This window comes from Megasphaera hexanoica (assembly GCF_043520715.1).
Classification (GTDB): Bacteria; Bacillota; Negativicutes; order Veillonellales; family Megasphaeraceae; genus Megasphaera; species Megasphaera hexanoica.
The window spans coordinates 1,036,781-1,051,781 of record NZ_CP171361.1 but is presented as its reverse complement, the minus strand read 5'-3'; the positions used below and the strand labels follow the sequence as shown (position 1 = coordinate 1,051,781).

Below are 15,001 nucleotides of genomic sequence, written 5' to 3'. Positions count from 1 at the left end.
ACAAATCCTCCTCAAAAATGCACTAGTATACTTTTCCATATTAACGATTTTACTTATTTTCAGGCTGTTTACAGTGCCGCTTTATATATGCGGTACATGTCTTCTTCATCCAGAACTTTTGCCGATCCCTGATGACCGCCACACCCTCTGGCACACAGACGAGCCATTTGCTTCAGCTGATCATCTGTAGGAGTGATGCCTAATTCGTGAATAGAGATGGGCATTCCAATGGAATGATAAAACGATTCCATCTGTTCAATCCCCGCCAAAGCCACCCTGTCGTCAGGACCTTCGGACACACCCATGACCTGTCTGGCAAACCGCACAAACCGTGGCAGGCAATCGCGATAGACGTATCGTGCCCATGTACCCCAGATAGCTGCCAGGCCGGCCCCGTGGGTCACATCAAACATGCCGCTCAGTTCATGTTCCAGTTTGTGGCAGGAAAAATCGCCGCCGTCATTGCCGCATCCCGTGAGGCCGTTATGAGACAGGCTGCCGGCCCACATGATTTCTGCCCGCGCTTCATACTGTTCCGGATGTGCATGGAGAATGACGGCATATTTCATTACCGTACGGAGTAATCCTTCCGCTATGCTATCGGTAATTTCCATATTGCCACCTTGCGTAAAATATCGTTCCATCGTGTGCATCATAATATCCGTACACCCGGCCTGGGTCTGCCAGTCCGGCAGGGTCATGGTCAGCTCAGGATTCATAATGGCAAATTTTGCCCGTGCCAGGTTTGTATTGCACGACCGTTTAAGCCCTTCATCTTCTTTGGTGATGACCGAACTATTGCTCATTTCACTGCCCGCTGCGGCAATGGTCAGTACGCAGCCTACAGGCATACAGGCCTGGGGCTTGCGTTTCCCGCAGTAAAAATCCCAGACATCCCCATCATTTGCCAGCCCATAGGCGATGGCCTTTGCTGAATCAATGACGCTGCCGCCTCCCACTGCCAGGACGAAATCGACATGGGCTTTCCGGCACAGTTCAATCCCCTGATACACCAGTGATAAATGAGGATTGGGGACGACACCGCCCAGTTCGACATACGAAACACCGGCTTCATCCAGAGACTGTCTGACCCGCTGGATCAGGCCAGAACGGACGGCACTGCCTCCGCCGTAGTGTATCAGAACAGACGTACCGCCATATTCTTTCACGAGTGCCCCCGCCTGGCTTTCCGTTCTTCTGCCGAAGACAACCCGGGTGGGAGCATAAAATTCAAAATTATACATCAACATCACTCCTTGTTTCATAATCACCGGTACTCTAACCAAATTGTACCTATCCACCATCATTTCTGCAAGCGCTTTTTATGGAACTCCGTCCGATTAGAGAAACGTGAGATTCTTGAAAAAGTTGCTGATAAAAATGCCCCTATAATCCGAAATAATACGTTCCGGCTTATAGAGGCATTGCAAATATAAGGATTTACCAATCAAGTTTACCGGTAATGAGGTATACGAGAAGACCTTTTTCGGCATGGCGGCGGTTTTCGGCTTCATCCAGAATCGTTTCCAGATGCTGTTCCATCACATCTTGGGTAATTTCATAGCCCGGATGAATCGGCATATCGTGGAATACCATCGTATCCGTACCTGCCATCAGGTCTGCATCGATCTGATAGGGCATCATCATGCCGATAATCTTGTTTTTCTTTTCCGCATAGTCCGGATTGGTGAAAAATTCCATATCGACCCACGTATCAGTGTAGACGCAATCGACTTCAGCAACGACTTTTTTCAAATCTTCCTTACTGATATTGTCAGGCAGTTCTTCATAATGACCTGTAGCCTTGAGGCCTTCGTAGAACTCATCACCGACGCCCATGACCTGGCTGAACGGAGTCAGGCCGTACATCTTGCCACCCAGCATGGTAACAATTTCACTGAGGGAATTATACGTATTATTCTTGGCTCCAATATACAAGACTTTGACATCAAAATGACCCGTCTTTTCATACAGCGTCAGCATATCGGCCAGCGCCTGTGTCGGGTGGAACGTATTATCACAGCCGTTGATGACCGGAACAATCGAAGCATCCATGAAACCATGGGTCGTTTCCGATTTTTTGAAACGTCCCATAATGCAGTCCACGTTACGCCCTACGTATTTAACTTCACTGGGAAGATCGCCAATAGTAAAATTACTGTCTTTCCAGAGCTGATTATACGACTTGCCGCCCAGTTCTTCCATCCCGATATTGAACGATAAATATGTCCGGTTCGATGTCTTTTCAAACAGAGTATACAGCTTTTTCCCATCCAGTAAATGAGAGAAAGCCTGCTGATTCTGTTTAATTTTTTCTGCCAGAAGTAATATGCCTTTTAATTCATCCGCCGTATAATCGGCAAAACTGTTGACGTGTTTCATATATATTCACCCTCCATATGCAATCAATCCTGTATATTCTCTTGAATATGTGTATATCATAGCATATAAGCGTGTATATTTCAAGTTTTTATGCAATAAATATGCAGTAAAATTCATCTGCATGTTATCTTTCCCGTTTCACTCTAAAAAAAACCGGCAACCATGAGGTTACCGGTTAAAAGGTCTATATCCTGAAAGCGCTCGATTAGGCTTTAACTACGTTAGCAGCCTGCGGACCACGTGCACCATCTACGATATCAAAATCAACTTCCTGACCTTCTGTCAGGGATTTGAAGCCGTCTTCCTGAATAGCGGAGAAGTGTACGAAAACGTCGCCGCCATCTTCTCTTTCAATGAAGCCATAACCTTTTTCTGCGCTGAACCATTTTACTTTACCGTGCATAACAAAATCCTCCTAAAAAAAACAAATGCAGCTATTCTCTAGCTCTAATAGGTAGTGTATCATACCAAACATTCAATGTCAACCAATTTCTTATTTTCATTATGACATAAAAGCATAATGTAAATCTTTATTTACGCAAATAATGAACAAAAGAGAAGGGATAAGCATTGCGTTCATCTGCCTCATGGGCATCCCTTGCCACTTCCTGCCAGCGCGTCCGGTCCAACGGCGGAAAAAACGTATCTGCCGGCAGTTCCGCATCAATTTCCGTCAGATACAGGCTGTCAGCACGCCCCATGAATTCCGTGTATAAGGAAGCACCGCCAATGATAAAATACTCCTCACCGGTCCGGACAGCCCGTACCATATCATCCATATCGTGAAATACGGTGATGCCGGGATGAGTTTCTTCATAATCCCTCTGTCCGGTCAGCACCCAGTGTGGCCGCCCCGGCAGCAGTCCCGGAAGACTTTCAAAGGTCTTCCGTCCCATAATGATTGTATGCCCCATAGTCAGGTTCTTGAAATGCTTTAAATCGGCAGACAAGTGGCAGAGCAGCTGATTATCTTTTCCAATTCCCCGCGCCTTATCCACAGCAGCAATCATGTGCAGCATCAGACGGCCACCTCCATTGGTAATTTACCCAAATGCTGATATCCGTCAAGGGCGATATCATCAATAGTAAACTGGTAGAAATCGTGAATATCGGGATTAATACAGAGCCTGGGCGCCGGAAAAGCCTGACTGCGCCGTGACAGCTGTGTTTTCATCGCATCGATATGATTTTCATAAATATGGGCATTATTGATAACATGGGTAAACAGTCCCGGCTTCAGGCCAACCGTCTGGGCAATGAGATGGATGAGTACGGCATACTGCGTCATGTTGAACGGTACGCCCAGTCCCATATCGCCGCTGCGCTGTACCAGCATGCAATTGAGTCGTCCGTCGCTGACATCCCACAACGTCTGAAAGGCACAAGGCTGCAATGCCATGTCGGGAAGGTCATCTATATTCCACAGCGTAACAATCATCCGCCGGTTCTGCGGGTCATGACGCAGCATATCCAGCAAATGATCTACCTGCTTGTATTTACGTATCTGATACCCGTAAGCTTTCCCAATCGTTCCATCAGGGCGCATCCATTCATCCCAGACATGGCAATTCATCTTCTGCAGCTCCCGTACATCATTACTTTGCAGTTGCCAGATCCAGAGAATCTCCTTTACGGCCGTCTTAAACGCAACAAATTTCGTAGTCAGAATGGGAAATTCTTTTTCCAGGTCAAACTGAAATATCTGATGAGGAAGTTTATACGTCGGTATCCCTGTGCGGTTATTCGAGTAATATCCCTGTTTTAAAATCCGTTCTACCATATCCAGATACTGTGTATCGGCTGAACTCATGTACATCACCTCTGTGTAGTTTGAAAATCCTGAACAGCCTGGCAAAAAATGCGGCCATATTTATGCAGCTTGAACTCACCTACCCCTTTAATGCGGGACATCGCCTCTTCCGATACGGGGCGGCTGGCTGCCATTTCCCAAAGTGTGGCATCGGAAAAAATGACGAAAGGCGGAATATGTTCTTTTTTTGCCAGATCCATGCGAACTGACCGGAGTACCTCAAAGAGGGGCCGGCAGGCTTCTTCATCGATAGATTCAGATACAGATTTTTTCTTCCGCGCCGGCCGGGCCGCCGGTTCTGTTTCTGCCGCGATGGCAATTTCCTGTATAGCCCGTTTCCGGCCTTTCAATACATCCCGTCCGTCAGCAGTCAGAGAAAGGACGGGGTATTGCCCTTCGGACTGCTGCACGAATCCATCTTCCAGACTTTGCCGGATCATATCGCGGATTTCTCTGGCCGCATAATTGCTTAGCATGCCAAAGCTCGTACAGCGCTGGAAACCATAATGGCGGATTCGGGCAGTCATACTCCCCTTTAGTATATCACAGACCATCGTCATTCCAAAACGCCCTTTCACCTCGTCGATACATAGGCAAATCGGCCGGACAATCTGGGTCGTATCTTCCTGGACGACTTCCTGATCACAATTGCCACAATGTTCACAGCGGTCCCAGGATGGTTTTTCTCCAAAATACCGGAGAATATACTGGCGCAGGCAGTGACGGGTTTCGCAATATTCAATCATGGCGTTCAGCATCTGCAATTCTTTTTTCTGCTGTTCTGGTGAATGGACAGAGTTTTCGATGAGGAATTTCTGAATCATGATGTCACGCCGGTTATACAGCAGGATGCATTCTCCGGGAGCTCCGTCCCGTCCGGCCCGGCCCGCTTCCTGATAATAGCTTTCGATGTTTTTTGGCATCTGATAGTGAATGACGTACCGGACATTGCTCTTGTCGATGCCCATGCCAAAGGCATTGGTTGCTACAATGACGGAAATTTTATCATAGGTAAACTGTTCCTGTACCTTCTTGCGCGCTCCATCGGTCATACCGGCATGATACCGCCCTGCGGCAAACCCGCGTGCTTTTATTTCCTTGTACAGGCGGTCTACCTCTTTCCGCGTCGCCGCATAGATGATGCCGCTGTCCTCTTTATTCCGGGCCAGATAGGACAGGATGAAAGAAGTCCGGTCTGTATTGCGGACGACGCGGAAGTACAGATTCGGACGGTCAAACCCGCCGATAAAGACCCGTTCATCCTGAAGGCCCAGGAGGTTCATCATATCTTCTTTTACCTTCTGAGTCGCCGTCGCCGTAAAGGCCGCCACCACCGGACGGTGAGGCAGTGCTTCGATCCACGGGCGGATAGCGCAATACCCGGGCCGGAAATCATGACCCCACTGGGATACACAATGAGCTTCATCGATGACGACCATATCGATTGGCATAGACTGCATGAAGCTCGTAAAAAATTCATTCTGCAGCCGTTCAGGAGAAATGTAGACGAGCTTGACCCGGCCACTCCGTATTTCTGAAAACCGCTGTCTCGACTCTTCCAGTGTGCACTGGCTATTGATAAACACGGCCGGTATATGCTGTGCCAGCAGCGCATCTACCTGATCTTTCATCAATGAAATGAGGGGAGAAATGACCAGTGTAAGGCCGGACATCAGCAATCCCGGTATCTGGAAACAAAGTGATTTTCCGGCTCCCGTCGGCATAATGGCCAGGCAGTCACGATGCTCCATGATCGTGGCAATGACCTCCGCCTGTCCAGGGCGGAACGATGAATAGCCAAAATACTGTTTCAGGACATCTAAAGGCCGCAAAACTATCTCTCCTCTCTAAAAAAAGGGCATGCCACAGGCACGCCCTTGATCATGAATTCTTCCAGAAATTCACGGATTATTTCGATAATTCTTCTTTGAGCACCTCTCCCAGCCGTTTGATGCCTTCTACGATACGGTCTTCTGGCATGTTGGAGTAATTGAGGCGGAAGTGGTTGCCATTGCCGCCATTGGGATAGAAAATACCACCCGGTACATACGCTACATCTTTTGCCAGACATTTCGGCATCAATTCTTTGGCGTCCATACCTTCCGGCAGGGTAACCCACGTGAAGAGACCGCCCTGAGGATAGGTAAACTTGCATTCTTCCGGGAAGTACTTCTTCATTGATTCACACATGAGGTCGCGGCGTTTGGCATATAATGCGTTGATTTCTTTGATGTGGGCATCCATATCAAACATCTGGCAGTAATATGCGGCCTGGCGCTGACCAAAGGTAGAAGTGCCGAGATCGACGGCCTGTTTGAATTTGACGAATTTATCGATAATTTCCGGATTAGCAATAGTCCAGCCCAAGCGCAGGCCCGGCATGAAAATCTTGGAAAACGAGCCGAGGAATACGACTTTTCCCTGCGTATCCATGGACTTCAGGGACGGCAGTTTTTCAATGTCATAACGGATTTCACCGTAGGGATCGTCTTCGACGACCACGACATCATATTTGTTGATGACATCCATAAATGCTTTCCGGCGTTCTACTGGCCAGGTGATACCTGTCGGGTTCTGGAATTCAGGAATAACATAAATCATGCGGACGCTTTTATCTGTAGCAAGGATTTTATCCAGCTCTTCCGGGATAATGCCCTTGTCATCCGTCGGTACTTCAATATAGTTAGGTCTTACCGGGTTAAAGGCCATGATGGCACCCATATAAGACGGGCTTTCCATAGCAATCGTTTCGTCTTTATTGACGAGAATCTGCGACAGGATAAACAGGCCCTGCTGTGAACCCGTCGTAATAACGATATCTTTTGCTTCGCAGTCAACGAAGAAGGACTTCTTCATCCGTTTGGCAATTTCTTCGCGTAGTGGTACATACCCTTCTGTCGTACCATACTGAACCGCCTTGCGGCCTTCCTTTTCATAAATAGCCTGATCGACCTGCTTCATTTCTTCGATTGGGAACAATTCTGGTGCCGGCAGCCCCCCCTGCAAACGAAATTACTTCCGGTTTTTCCGTAAGTTCCAGCAGTTCCGCAATATCAGAAGCTTTTAATGTGTTTGCAAAATCAGAAAATTTTGTCATGTAAATCACCCCTATGTTAATATTACTCCCCAGTGGTCAAATTATAACACTAACATAAAGAGATTGCAAATTACAAAATTCCAGTGATGGCAAAAAGTAATACGTATACAAAAACAAGGCAAGGATTTTCTCCCTGCCCTGTTCTCTGCGTTCAGTCGTTATTTCATTTTGGCAATTTCTTCTTTCAGTACATCGCCCAGACGTTTTACGCCTTCTACAATCTTATCTTCCGGCATGCACGAATAGTTCATGCGGAAGTGATTTTCTCCTCCGCCATTCGGATAGAAAGCACCGCCCGGTACATAAGCTACTTTCTTTTCCAGTACTTTCGGCATCAGTTCTTTGGCATCCATACCTTCAGGCAGTTCAACCCAGGTGAAGAGACCGCCTTCCGGATAGGTGAATTTGCATTCTGCCGGGAAGTATTCTTTCATCTTGTCGAGCATAAGTGTGCGGCGTTTGCCATAAAGATCACAAATATCTTTGATATGGGCATCGATGTCGAACATATCGAGGAAGAAAGATACCTGACGCTGTGCAAAGGACGATGTCTGCAGGTCAGCTGCCTGTTTGTATTTAACGCATTTATCGATAATCGCCGGGTCGGCTACCATCCAGGCTACGCGCAGACCTGGCATCATAATCTTCGAGAACGAGCCGAGGAATATGATATTCCCCTTCGTATCCATCGATTTCAGGGACGGAACTTTGTCACCGTCATACCGCAGTTCGCCATACGGGTCATCTTCAATGACCGGGAAATTGTACTGGTTGATGAGTTCCATGAACGCTTTACGCCGTTCGATAGGCCATGTTACCCCTGTCGGGTTCTGGAATTCAGGAATGACATAGGCCAGGCGGATCTTATCGCCATATTGTTTCAGGATTTTTTCTAATTCTTCGGGAATGACGCCCTTGTCGTCGGTTGGAAGTTCTACGAATTTAGGTCCGCACAGTTTGAATGCGTTGAGTGCTCCCAGGTAGGTTGGACTTTCAACGAGCATGATATCGCCAGGATTGATAAAAATCTGAGGGATGAACGACAGGCCCTGCTGCGACCCGGACGTAATAAAGACTTCATCGATTCCGCAATCGACCATAAATGATTTTTTCATCCGTTCACAAATATGCTGCCGCAGTGGTACATATCCTTCCGTCGTGCCATATTGTACAGCCGCTTTCCCTTCCTTATCAATAATAGCAATATCTACTTTTTTTAATTCTTCCAGAGGGAATAATTCCGGAGCCGGAAGACCGCCGGCAAAAGAGATAATTTCTGGCTGGGCTGTCAATTTCAACAGTTCACGTATTTCCGAAGCTTTTAATCCATTTGCAAGATCTGAAAATTTGTATTCCATACTCTACCACTCCTTCGCAAAACTGAACGCAACCTTTATCTATGCTTTAATTATATCATTGTTATGACATAAATTCAATTTAACTCAGATGAGAATTAAATTAAAATCAGATTAAAAGCAGATTAAAAATGACAGGACCTGTCATTTAAAACAAGTCCTGTCATTATCATCCAGATAATTCAGCGTATCAACCTGGTCCTGCTCCATCTGACGCTGAAGCGCTTCCGTCGTCTGAAAGGGGATTTCATGGCGCAGCCGTTTATAAAAACGGACGCAAAGGCATTTGCCATATATGTCTCCCTGCCAGTTGATGATATGCGTTTCTATCCGGCGGTATTGATTGGTAAAAGTCGGATTGTCGCCAATATTGGTCATAGCCGGCCGGTACGCACCATCGACGAATACCTCGGTTACATACACGCCATCCGGTGGCATAGCCATGCGGGGTGGTATTTCCATATTGGCCGTCGGGAAGCCGATAAGCCGTCCCCGCCGGTCACCTTCCACGACCATCCCTTCGATTTCAAAAGGTCTGCCCAGCAGGTTGGCCGCCGTTTCCATGTGGCCCAGCAGGACCAGTTTGCGGATGACCGTACTGCTGATGGGCGTCGCCCGGCCGGGCCGTTCCAGCAGATGCAGCACCTGTACGGGAACTCCATGGCCATCCATAAAGTCACGCAGTGTTTCCGTGTTGCCTGCCGCCCTGGCGCCGTAAGTAAAATTCGCTCCCACTACTACCGATTTGGGATGCAGATAATCCAGCAGCTGCTGGCAGAATTCATCCGGTGATTCATCGATGAGGTGACGATTCATGGGCAAAAGGACGAGACCATCCAGGCCCAGTTCTTTTATATACCGTTCCTTCTGCTTTACCGTTGCCAGGCGCGCCGGTTCCTTTTCCGGACACAGCACGGACAGCGGGTGAGCTGCAAAGGTCACGACTACAGCTTTGGCCTGCAGCCTGCGCGCCGTATCAATAGCCGTCTTCATGACCATCTGATGCCCCAGATGTACGCCATCAAAGGTTCCCAGAGCGACTACCGTTGCCGTGTAGTCTTGCGCTTCTTCAAAAGAATGAAATACTTGCATCGTCGATTACCTCACAATGAATCCGCAAACATTTTGTGCGGGCGGATGACATGATGTTCTTTATCGAAACGGGCAATCCCCGTAAGCACGCCCCGGTCCGTATAAACACGCAGGATTTCACCATGCGTCATCTGCCGTCCGGCGAAAGGAACAGGCCTGCCCTGAAGAAGATACAGGCAGTTTTCCCGGGACAGAGTTACCTTCCGTACGGCTCCCATAGAAGCATCTGCCGGCAGGACATAGCGCAGCGGGTCACAGGTCAGTTCTTCCAGCGTCGCCGCATCTTCGATAGTAAACACGCCGGCCTGTACGCGCACCAGATAAGACATACAGGCACAGGTTCCCAGATACTCGCCCAGATCCCGGACCAGAGAACGGACGTAGGTCCCCTTGGAGCAGGTCACGGCCAGCGTCCCCCGGCGTTCCTGCCAGGATAGGAGCCGTATATCATGTATCGTCACATCCCGTTCCGGCAGGGTAAAATCCTGATGGCTGCGGGCTAATTTATAAGCCTTCACGCCGTGTATACTGATAGCGGAATACCGCGATGGCGTCTGCTTGATCGGCCCCATAAAATGCTGCAGTGCCGCTGTCATGTCCACGGCGCTCACAGCAGGAACGGGCTTCCGGTCTACGACCTGTCCGGTAATATCCTCTGTGTCGGTCGCAATTCCCAGCAGAAATTCCGCATGATACGTCTTCGTATCGCTGTCTCCATATTCGATGAGCCGCGTTGCCTGTCCCAGATACACAGGCAGTACGCCTGCCGCCAGCGGATCCAGCGTACCGGCATGACCGATTTTTTTCATCTGGTAGATGCGGCGCATCTGACTTATTATATCGTGACTGGACATGCCAGTCGGTTTTAACACATTGACAATTCCCTGTATCATACAGCTTTTAAAATTTCCTTTATAAGCATTTTTTTTGCTTTTTCCAGAGGCGCACTGATAGTACATCCAGCCGCACGGACATGACCGCCCCCTCCAAAAACAGACGCTATGGCGTTGACATCCGCCTGTTTGGAACGGAGACTGACCCGCGTTTCCTCATCGCTGATATACTTCACCGTAAAAGCTATATCGACGCCCTTGACTGTCCGGGCATAGTCAATATACCCGCCTGTATGTTCTCCCGTATATTTCAGGACATCCGGTGAAAATGTAATGCCCGCCACTTTGTTGTTGCCAAATAATTCAATATGTTTCAGCACTTCTGAAAGGGCGTGAAGCTTTACCAGAGACTGGGCTTCCAGATGTTCCGAAATGACATGGGGCATGGCACCGGCATCGACGAGAGAGGCTGCCATGCGCAATGTATGACCTGTCGTATTGCTGAATTTAAAGAAGCCGCTGTCAGTTGCAATAGCCATGTACAGAGCCATGGCCTCCGGCTGGTTCACCCCGTCGCCCCATGTAAGAAAAAGCTGTGTCAGGATTTCTCCCGTCGCCGCGCATTCCGGCCGGATATATTCGTACCGGGCAAAATGCGCATTGGAAATATGGTGATCAATATTCAGTACATCCCCATGGATGAGTGATTCAACGGCACCGCAGCGGTCGGCTGACGTCGCATCGAGGATAACGGTCAGCCAGGAATCATCCGTATGGACAGCAGCCGGCTTTTTAAACTGGCTGACACCGGGCAGGAAGAAAAACTTGTCGTCAATGTCATCATCGATGACGGTGACGACCTGCTTGCCCATCCGCTCCAGATAGTCCTGCATGGCCACCAGGGACCCGATGGCGTCCCCGTCGGGATTGACATGGGCCGTCAGCAGGACATGGCTGTAATGCTGCAGCAGGTGGCGGATTTCTTCTGGTGTAATATTCATGGACATCAGTCCTTCTTTTCTATATCACGCAGTATCTTATCGATTTTCATCCCATAATCGAGGGATGTGTCTTCTTTGAATTCAATCGTCGGCGAATAGCGGATTCCCAGCCTTTTCCCGACTTCGGAACGGATATATCCATTCGCGCTTTTCAGTGCTTTCAGCGTATCGGCCTTTTCGGCATCGCTGCCAAACAGGCTGACATATACGGTCGCTTCCCGCAGGTCGCCTGTAATCCGTGCATCGGTTACGGTGATAAAACCGATGCGCGGATCTTTCAGCTCCCGCAAAATAATATTGGAAACTTCCTGCTTGATGAATTCCTGTATTTTACGTACTCGTAATTCTCCCATAGTTGTCTTCCCTCACTTTATTCCGGTTCGACTTCTACCATTTCGTACGCTTCGATTTCGTCGCCTTCCTTGATATCGCGGTAATTTTCCAGCGTGATACCGCATTCATACCCTTCGGCAACTTCTTTCACATCATCTTTGAAACGGCGCAGGCCGTCTACTTCGCCTTCATGGACGACGATGCCATTGCGGATCAGGCGCACCTTGGATGTGCTGGAGATTTTGCCTTCTTTGATATAAGAACCGGCGACAATGACCTTGGGAGTCGTAATGACTTTGCGTACTTCTGCCCGTCCGGTAATATGTTCTTCGTATTTCTTTTCCAGCATCCCTTTGATAGCTGCTTCAACATCATTGATGGCATCATAAATGACCCGGTACGTACGCATATCGACATTTTCATGTTCCGCAGCCTTGCGGGCCGATGCATCAGGGCGGACGTTGAAACCGATGATGAGGGCATTCGATGCCGACGCCAGCATAATATCCGATTCATTGATAGCCCCAACGCCGGAATGAACGATAGAAATGCGGACTTCATCACTCTTGATGGCCATGAGCGACTGGCTCAGCGCTTCTACGGACCCTTGTACATCCCCCTTGACAATGAGGGACAATTCTTTCAATTCGCCCTGCTGAATCTGATTGAACAGGTCATCCAGCGTAACCTTGGCATTGACGTGCAGTTCAGACGACCGTTTCTTTTCCAGTCGTTTTTCGGCAACCGAACGAGCCGTCTTTTCATCCGTCGCATCGAGGATATCACCGGCTTCCGGTACATCATTCAGACCGAGGATTTCTACCGGGATAGACGGTTCTGCTTTCTTGACACGTTCGCCCCGTTCATTGGTCATGGCCCGCACCTTGCCGTAGCAGGAGCCGACGATAATCGTATCGCCTACGTGGAGCGTCCCTTTCTGGATTAGTACGGAGGCTACAGGACCGCGGCCTTTATCCAGTTTGGCTTCGATAACGACGCCCTGGGCCGGACGGTTCGGATTGGCTTTGAGATCCAGTACTTCTGCCAGTACCAGGATGTTTTCCAGCAAATCATCCAGGCCGATTTTCTTATGAGCGGAAACGGGGACCATAATCGTATCGCCGCCCCATTCTTCACTAATCAGGCCATATTCCGTCAGCTGCTGCATGACCTGCTGGGGATTGGCGCTTTCTTTATCGATTTTATTGATAGCAACGATAATCGGGACACCAGCCGATTTGGCATGGTTGATTGATTCAATCGTCTGGGGCATGACACCATCATCGGCGGCAACGACGAGGACAGCAATATCCGTTACCTGGGCACCGCGGGCACGCATGGCCGTAAAAGCTTCATGCCCCGGCGTATCCATGAATACGATTTTCTTGCCTTCATAGCGGACCTGATAAGCCCCGATATGCTGGGTAATACCGCCTGCTTCATGACTCGTGATATGACTCTGGCGGATAGCATCGAGCAGACTGGTCTTGCCATGGTCAACGTGGCCCATGATTGTGACGACGGGGGGACGCGGCTGAAGAGATTCAGGCGGATCGATGATTTCTTCGATTTCCGTAGGATCTTCCGGCGGTGCTTCCTTCGTGACGGCGACGCCAAATTCATCGGCAATCAGCGAAGCTGTATCATAATCGATTTCCTGATTGATGGTAGCCATAATGCCGCCCATGAGCAGCTTTTTAATGACTTCACTGACTTCACGGCCCAGCCGTTCGGCAAAATCTTTGACGATAATCGTTTCCGGAAGTTCGATAGACGTCGGGTAATTTTTCTTTTTCGCCGACGTATCCTGCATAGCCACATTCTGGCCACCATGCTGGTTCTTATTCCGTTTATTCTTATTCTTGCCTTTATTCAGGACATTGGACAAAAGCGTATGAGGCCGGTTCTGGTTTGATGCGTTCTTGCCATTATGACCGGACGGACCAGAATGTTTGTTATTCTTCCGGTTGTCATTGCGTCCCGTATTATTCTGCTGACTGTGGCCAAAATACTTCGTACGCTTCGTATCATTTTCACGAGCCGGCTGACTGCCGTTTTTACTATTCACATTCCCTTTGTGATTGGGATTCTGATTGCCCTGATGATTCTGGTTAGTCTGTTGAGTCTTCTTCATATTCTGCTGCTGACGATTGAAATTATTGCGGGACTGTCCTTCTTTTCTGACATTTCCCTTTTCTGTTTCCGGCCGTTGTCCCTGATTATTCTGCGGGCGGTTATTCCGGTTCTTGTTGTTCTTTTCTGGTCTCTGTTCATTTTTACGGACGTTCTGGCCGTTATTTTTCCCAGCCTGCATAGCCGCCTTTTTTCTCGTGCCATGAGCATCAGTATTTTCTTTTTTCGGCGCATATGCCTTATCCAGTACATGCTTTGCCTGATCATCTACACCAGAAAAATTCGTTGCCTTTATATTATGTTCTCCCAGAGTTTTAATAATATCGCTGGCCGATACGCCCAACTCCTTTGCCACTTCATATACTCGTTTCGTCATCTGGTTGCCCCCTTCTTCATCGCCTGTATCACGTCATCTATCGCTTTGGCAAATCCCCGGTCCGTCAATAATACTACCACATTCTGAGACTTCCCGACTGTTCTGCCCAGTTCTTCTTTCGTATATATATCTACAACCGCTATATTCCTGCGCGCTGCAATGCGGCGGTATTTTTCTGCATTCTCACCGCCATCGCTGGCTACAAACAGGAGCGGCACTGCATGTTTCTTCAAATAATTTTCTGCAGCAAAATCGCCACACACCGTCTTCCGTGCCCGACAGGCAAGGCCCAGAAGATTGCCGATCCGTTCCTGCCCTGTCATTCCAGATCCTTGCGGAGTTCTTCATAAATTTCAGGAGACACCTTTGTCTTTAAAGAACGTTCCAGCCTGTGTTCCTCATAGGCCTTTTCCAGGCACTCCGGATTCTGGCAGATGTACACGCCGCGCCCGGATTTCTTCCCTGTCTTGTCGATTTCGACATCTCCTTCAGGCGTGCGTACGATGCGGATCATCTCTTTTTTGCTCTTCTGTTCCTGGCAGCCGGCACAGACCCGCAAGGGAATTTTTTTCTTTTTCATGGTCCTCAC

General features: G+C 48.7%; 14 protein-coding genes and 1 pseudogene. All 15 read right to left on the bottom strand.

Translation table 11 applies throughout. The features are described from left to right. Positions 1-68: 68 nt before the first annotated feature. On the bottom strand, positions 69-1,244 hold the full coding sequence (locus ACGTIC_RS04930) for an iron-containing alcohol dehydrogenase (RefSeq protein WP_113855516.1): 1,176 nt from the start codon (positions 1,242-1,244) through the stop codon (positions 69-71). Positions 1,245-1,440: 196 nt separating this feature from the next. Further along, the gene (locus ACGTIC_RS04925; RefSeq protein WP_059075771.1) at positions 1,441-2,382 is read right to left on the bottom strand and encodes an ornithine carbamoyltransferase; all 942 of its coding nucleotides are present in this window, start codon (positions 2,380-2,382) and stop codon (positions 1,441-1,443) included. A gap of 205 nt (positions 2,383-2,587) precedes the next feature. Continuing rightward, on the bottom strand, positions 2,588-2,785 hold the full coding sequence (locus tag ACGTIC_RS04920; RefSeq protein ID WP_059075770.1) for a cold shock domain-containing protein: 198 nt from the start codon (positions 2,783-2,785) through the stop codon (positions 2,588-2,590). A gap of 127 nt (positions 2,786-2,912) precedes the next feature. Further along, positions 2,913-3,401 carry a dihydrofolate reductase gene (locus ACGTIC_RS04915; RefSeq protein ID WP_059075769.1) on the bottom strand — a complete coding sequence of 163 codons (489 nt, stop codon included), beginning with the start codon at positions 3,399-3,401 and terminating at the stop codon, positions 2,913-2,915. Continuing rightward, a complete protein-coding gene (locus tag ACGTIC_RS04910; protein WP_059075768.1) occupies positions 3,401-4,192 on the bottom strand; it encodes a thymidylate synthase in 792 nt (263 codons plus the stop codon). The genes ACGTIC_RS04915 and ACGTIC_RS04910 overlap by 1 nt, the downstream gene beginning before the upstream one ends. Positions 4,193-4,197: 5 nt before the next feature. Beyond that, on the bottom strand, positions 4,198-6,024 hold the full coding sequence (recQ, locus tag ACGTIC_RS04905) for a DNA helicase RecQ (RefSeq protein WP_075582074.1): 1,827 nt from the start codon (positions 6,022-6,024) through the stop codon (positions 4,198-4,200). Positions 6,025-6,100: 76 nt separating this feature from the next. Continuing rightward, a pseudogene (locus tag ACGTIC_RS04900) lies at positions 6,101-7,289 on the bottom strand (PLP-dependent aminotransferase family protein). 158 nt (positions 7,290-7,447) lie between these two features. Next, positions 7,448-8,647: a PLP-dependent aminotransferase family protein gene (locus ACGTIC_RS04895; protein ID WP_113855515.1), complete on the bottom strand. Its 1,200-nt coding sequence runs from the start codon at positions 8,645-8,647 to the stop codon at positions 7,448-7,450. A gap of 141 nt (positions 8,648-8,788) precedes the next feature. Continuing rightward, a complete protein-coding gene (locus ACGTIC_RS04890) occupies positions 8,789-9,736 on the bottom strand; it encodes a bifunctional riboflavin kinase/FAD synthetase (RefSeq protein ID WP_113855514.1) in 948 nt (315 codons plus the stop codon). 11 nt (positions 9,737-9,747) lie between these two features. Further along, on the bottom strand, positions 9,748-10,629 hold the full coding sequence (gene truB, locus ACGTIC_RS04885) for a tRNA pseudouridine(55) synthase TruB (protein ID WP_113855513.1): 882 nt from the start codon (positions 10,627-10,629) through the stop codon (positions 9,748-9,750). Beyond that, the gene (locus ACGTIC_RS04880; protein ID WP_113856525.1) at positions 10,626-11,570 is read right to left on the bottom strand and encodes a bifunctional oligoribonuclease/PAP phosphatase NrnA; all 945 of its coding nucleotides are present in this window, start codon (positions 11,568-11,570) and stop codon (positions 10,626-10,628) included. The genes truB and ACGTIC_RS04880 overlap by 4 nt, the downstream gene beginning before the upstream one ends. Positions 11,571-11,575: 5 nt before the next feature. Continuing rightward, positions 11,576-11,923, bottom strand: coding sequence for a 30S ribosome-binding factor RbfA (rbfA, locus tag ACGTIC_RS04875; RefSeq protein WP_059075762.1), 348 nt, complete (start codon positions 11,921-11,923; stop codon positions 11,576-11,578). Positions 11,924-11,940: 17 nt separating this feature from the next. Next, the gene (gene infB, locus ACGTIC_RS04870) at positions 11,941-14,412 is read right to left on the bottom strand and encodes a translation initiation factor IF-2 (protein ID WP_113855512.1); all 2,472 of its coding nucleotides are present in this window, start codon (positions 14,410-14,412) and stop codon (positions 11,941-11,943) included. Then, positions 14,409-14,735 carry a 50S ribosomal protein L7ae gene (locus ACGTIC_RS04865; RefSeq protein ID WP_059075760.1) on the bottom strand — a complete coding sequence of 109 codons (327 nt, stop codon included), beginning with the start codon at positions 14,733-14,735 and terminating at the stop codon, positions 14,409-14,411. The genes infB and ACGTIC_RS04865 overlap by 4 nt, the downstream gene beginning before the upstream one ends. Next, a complete protein-coding gene (rnpM, locus tag ACGTIC_RS04860) occupies positions 14,732-14,992 on the bottom strand; it encodes an RNase P modulator RnpM (protein WP_059075759.1) in 261 nt (86 codons plus the stop codon). The genes ACGTIC_RS04865 and rnpM overlap by 4 nt, the downstream gene beginning before the upstream one ends. Positions 14,993-15,001 lie beyond the last annotated feature (9 nt).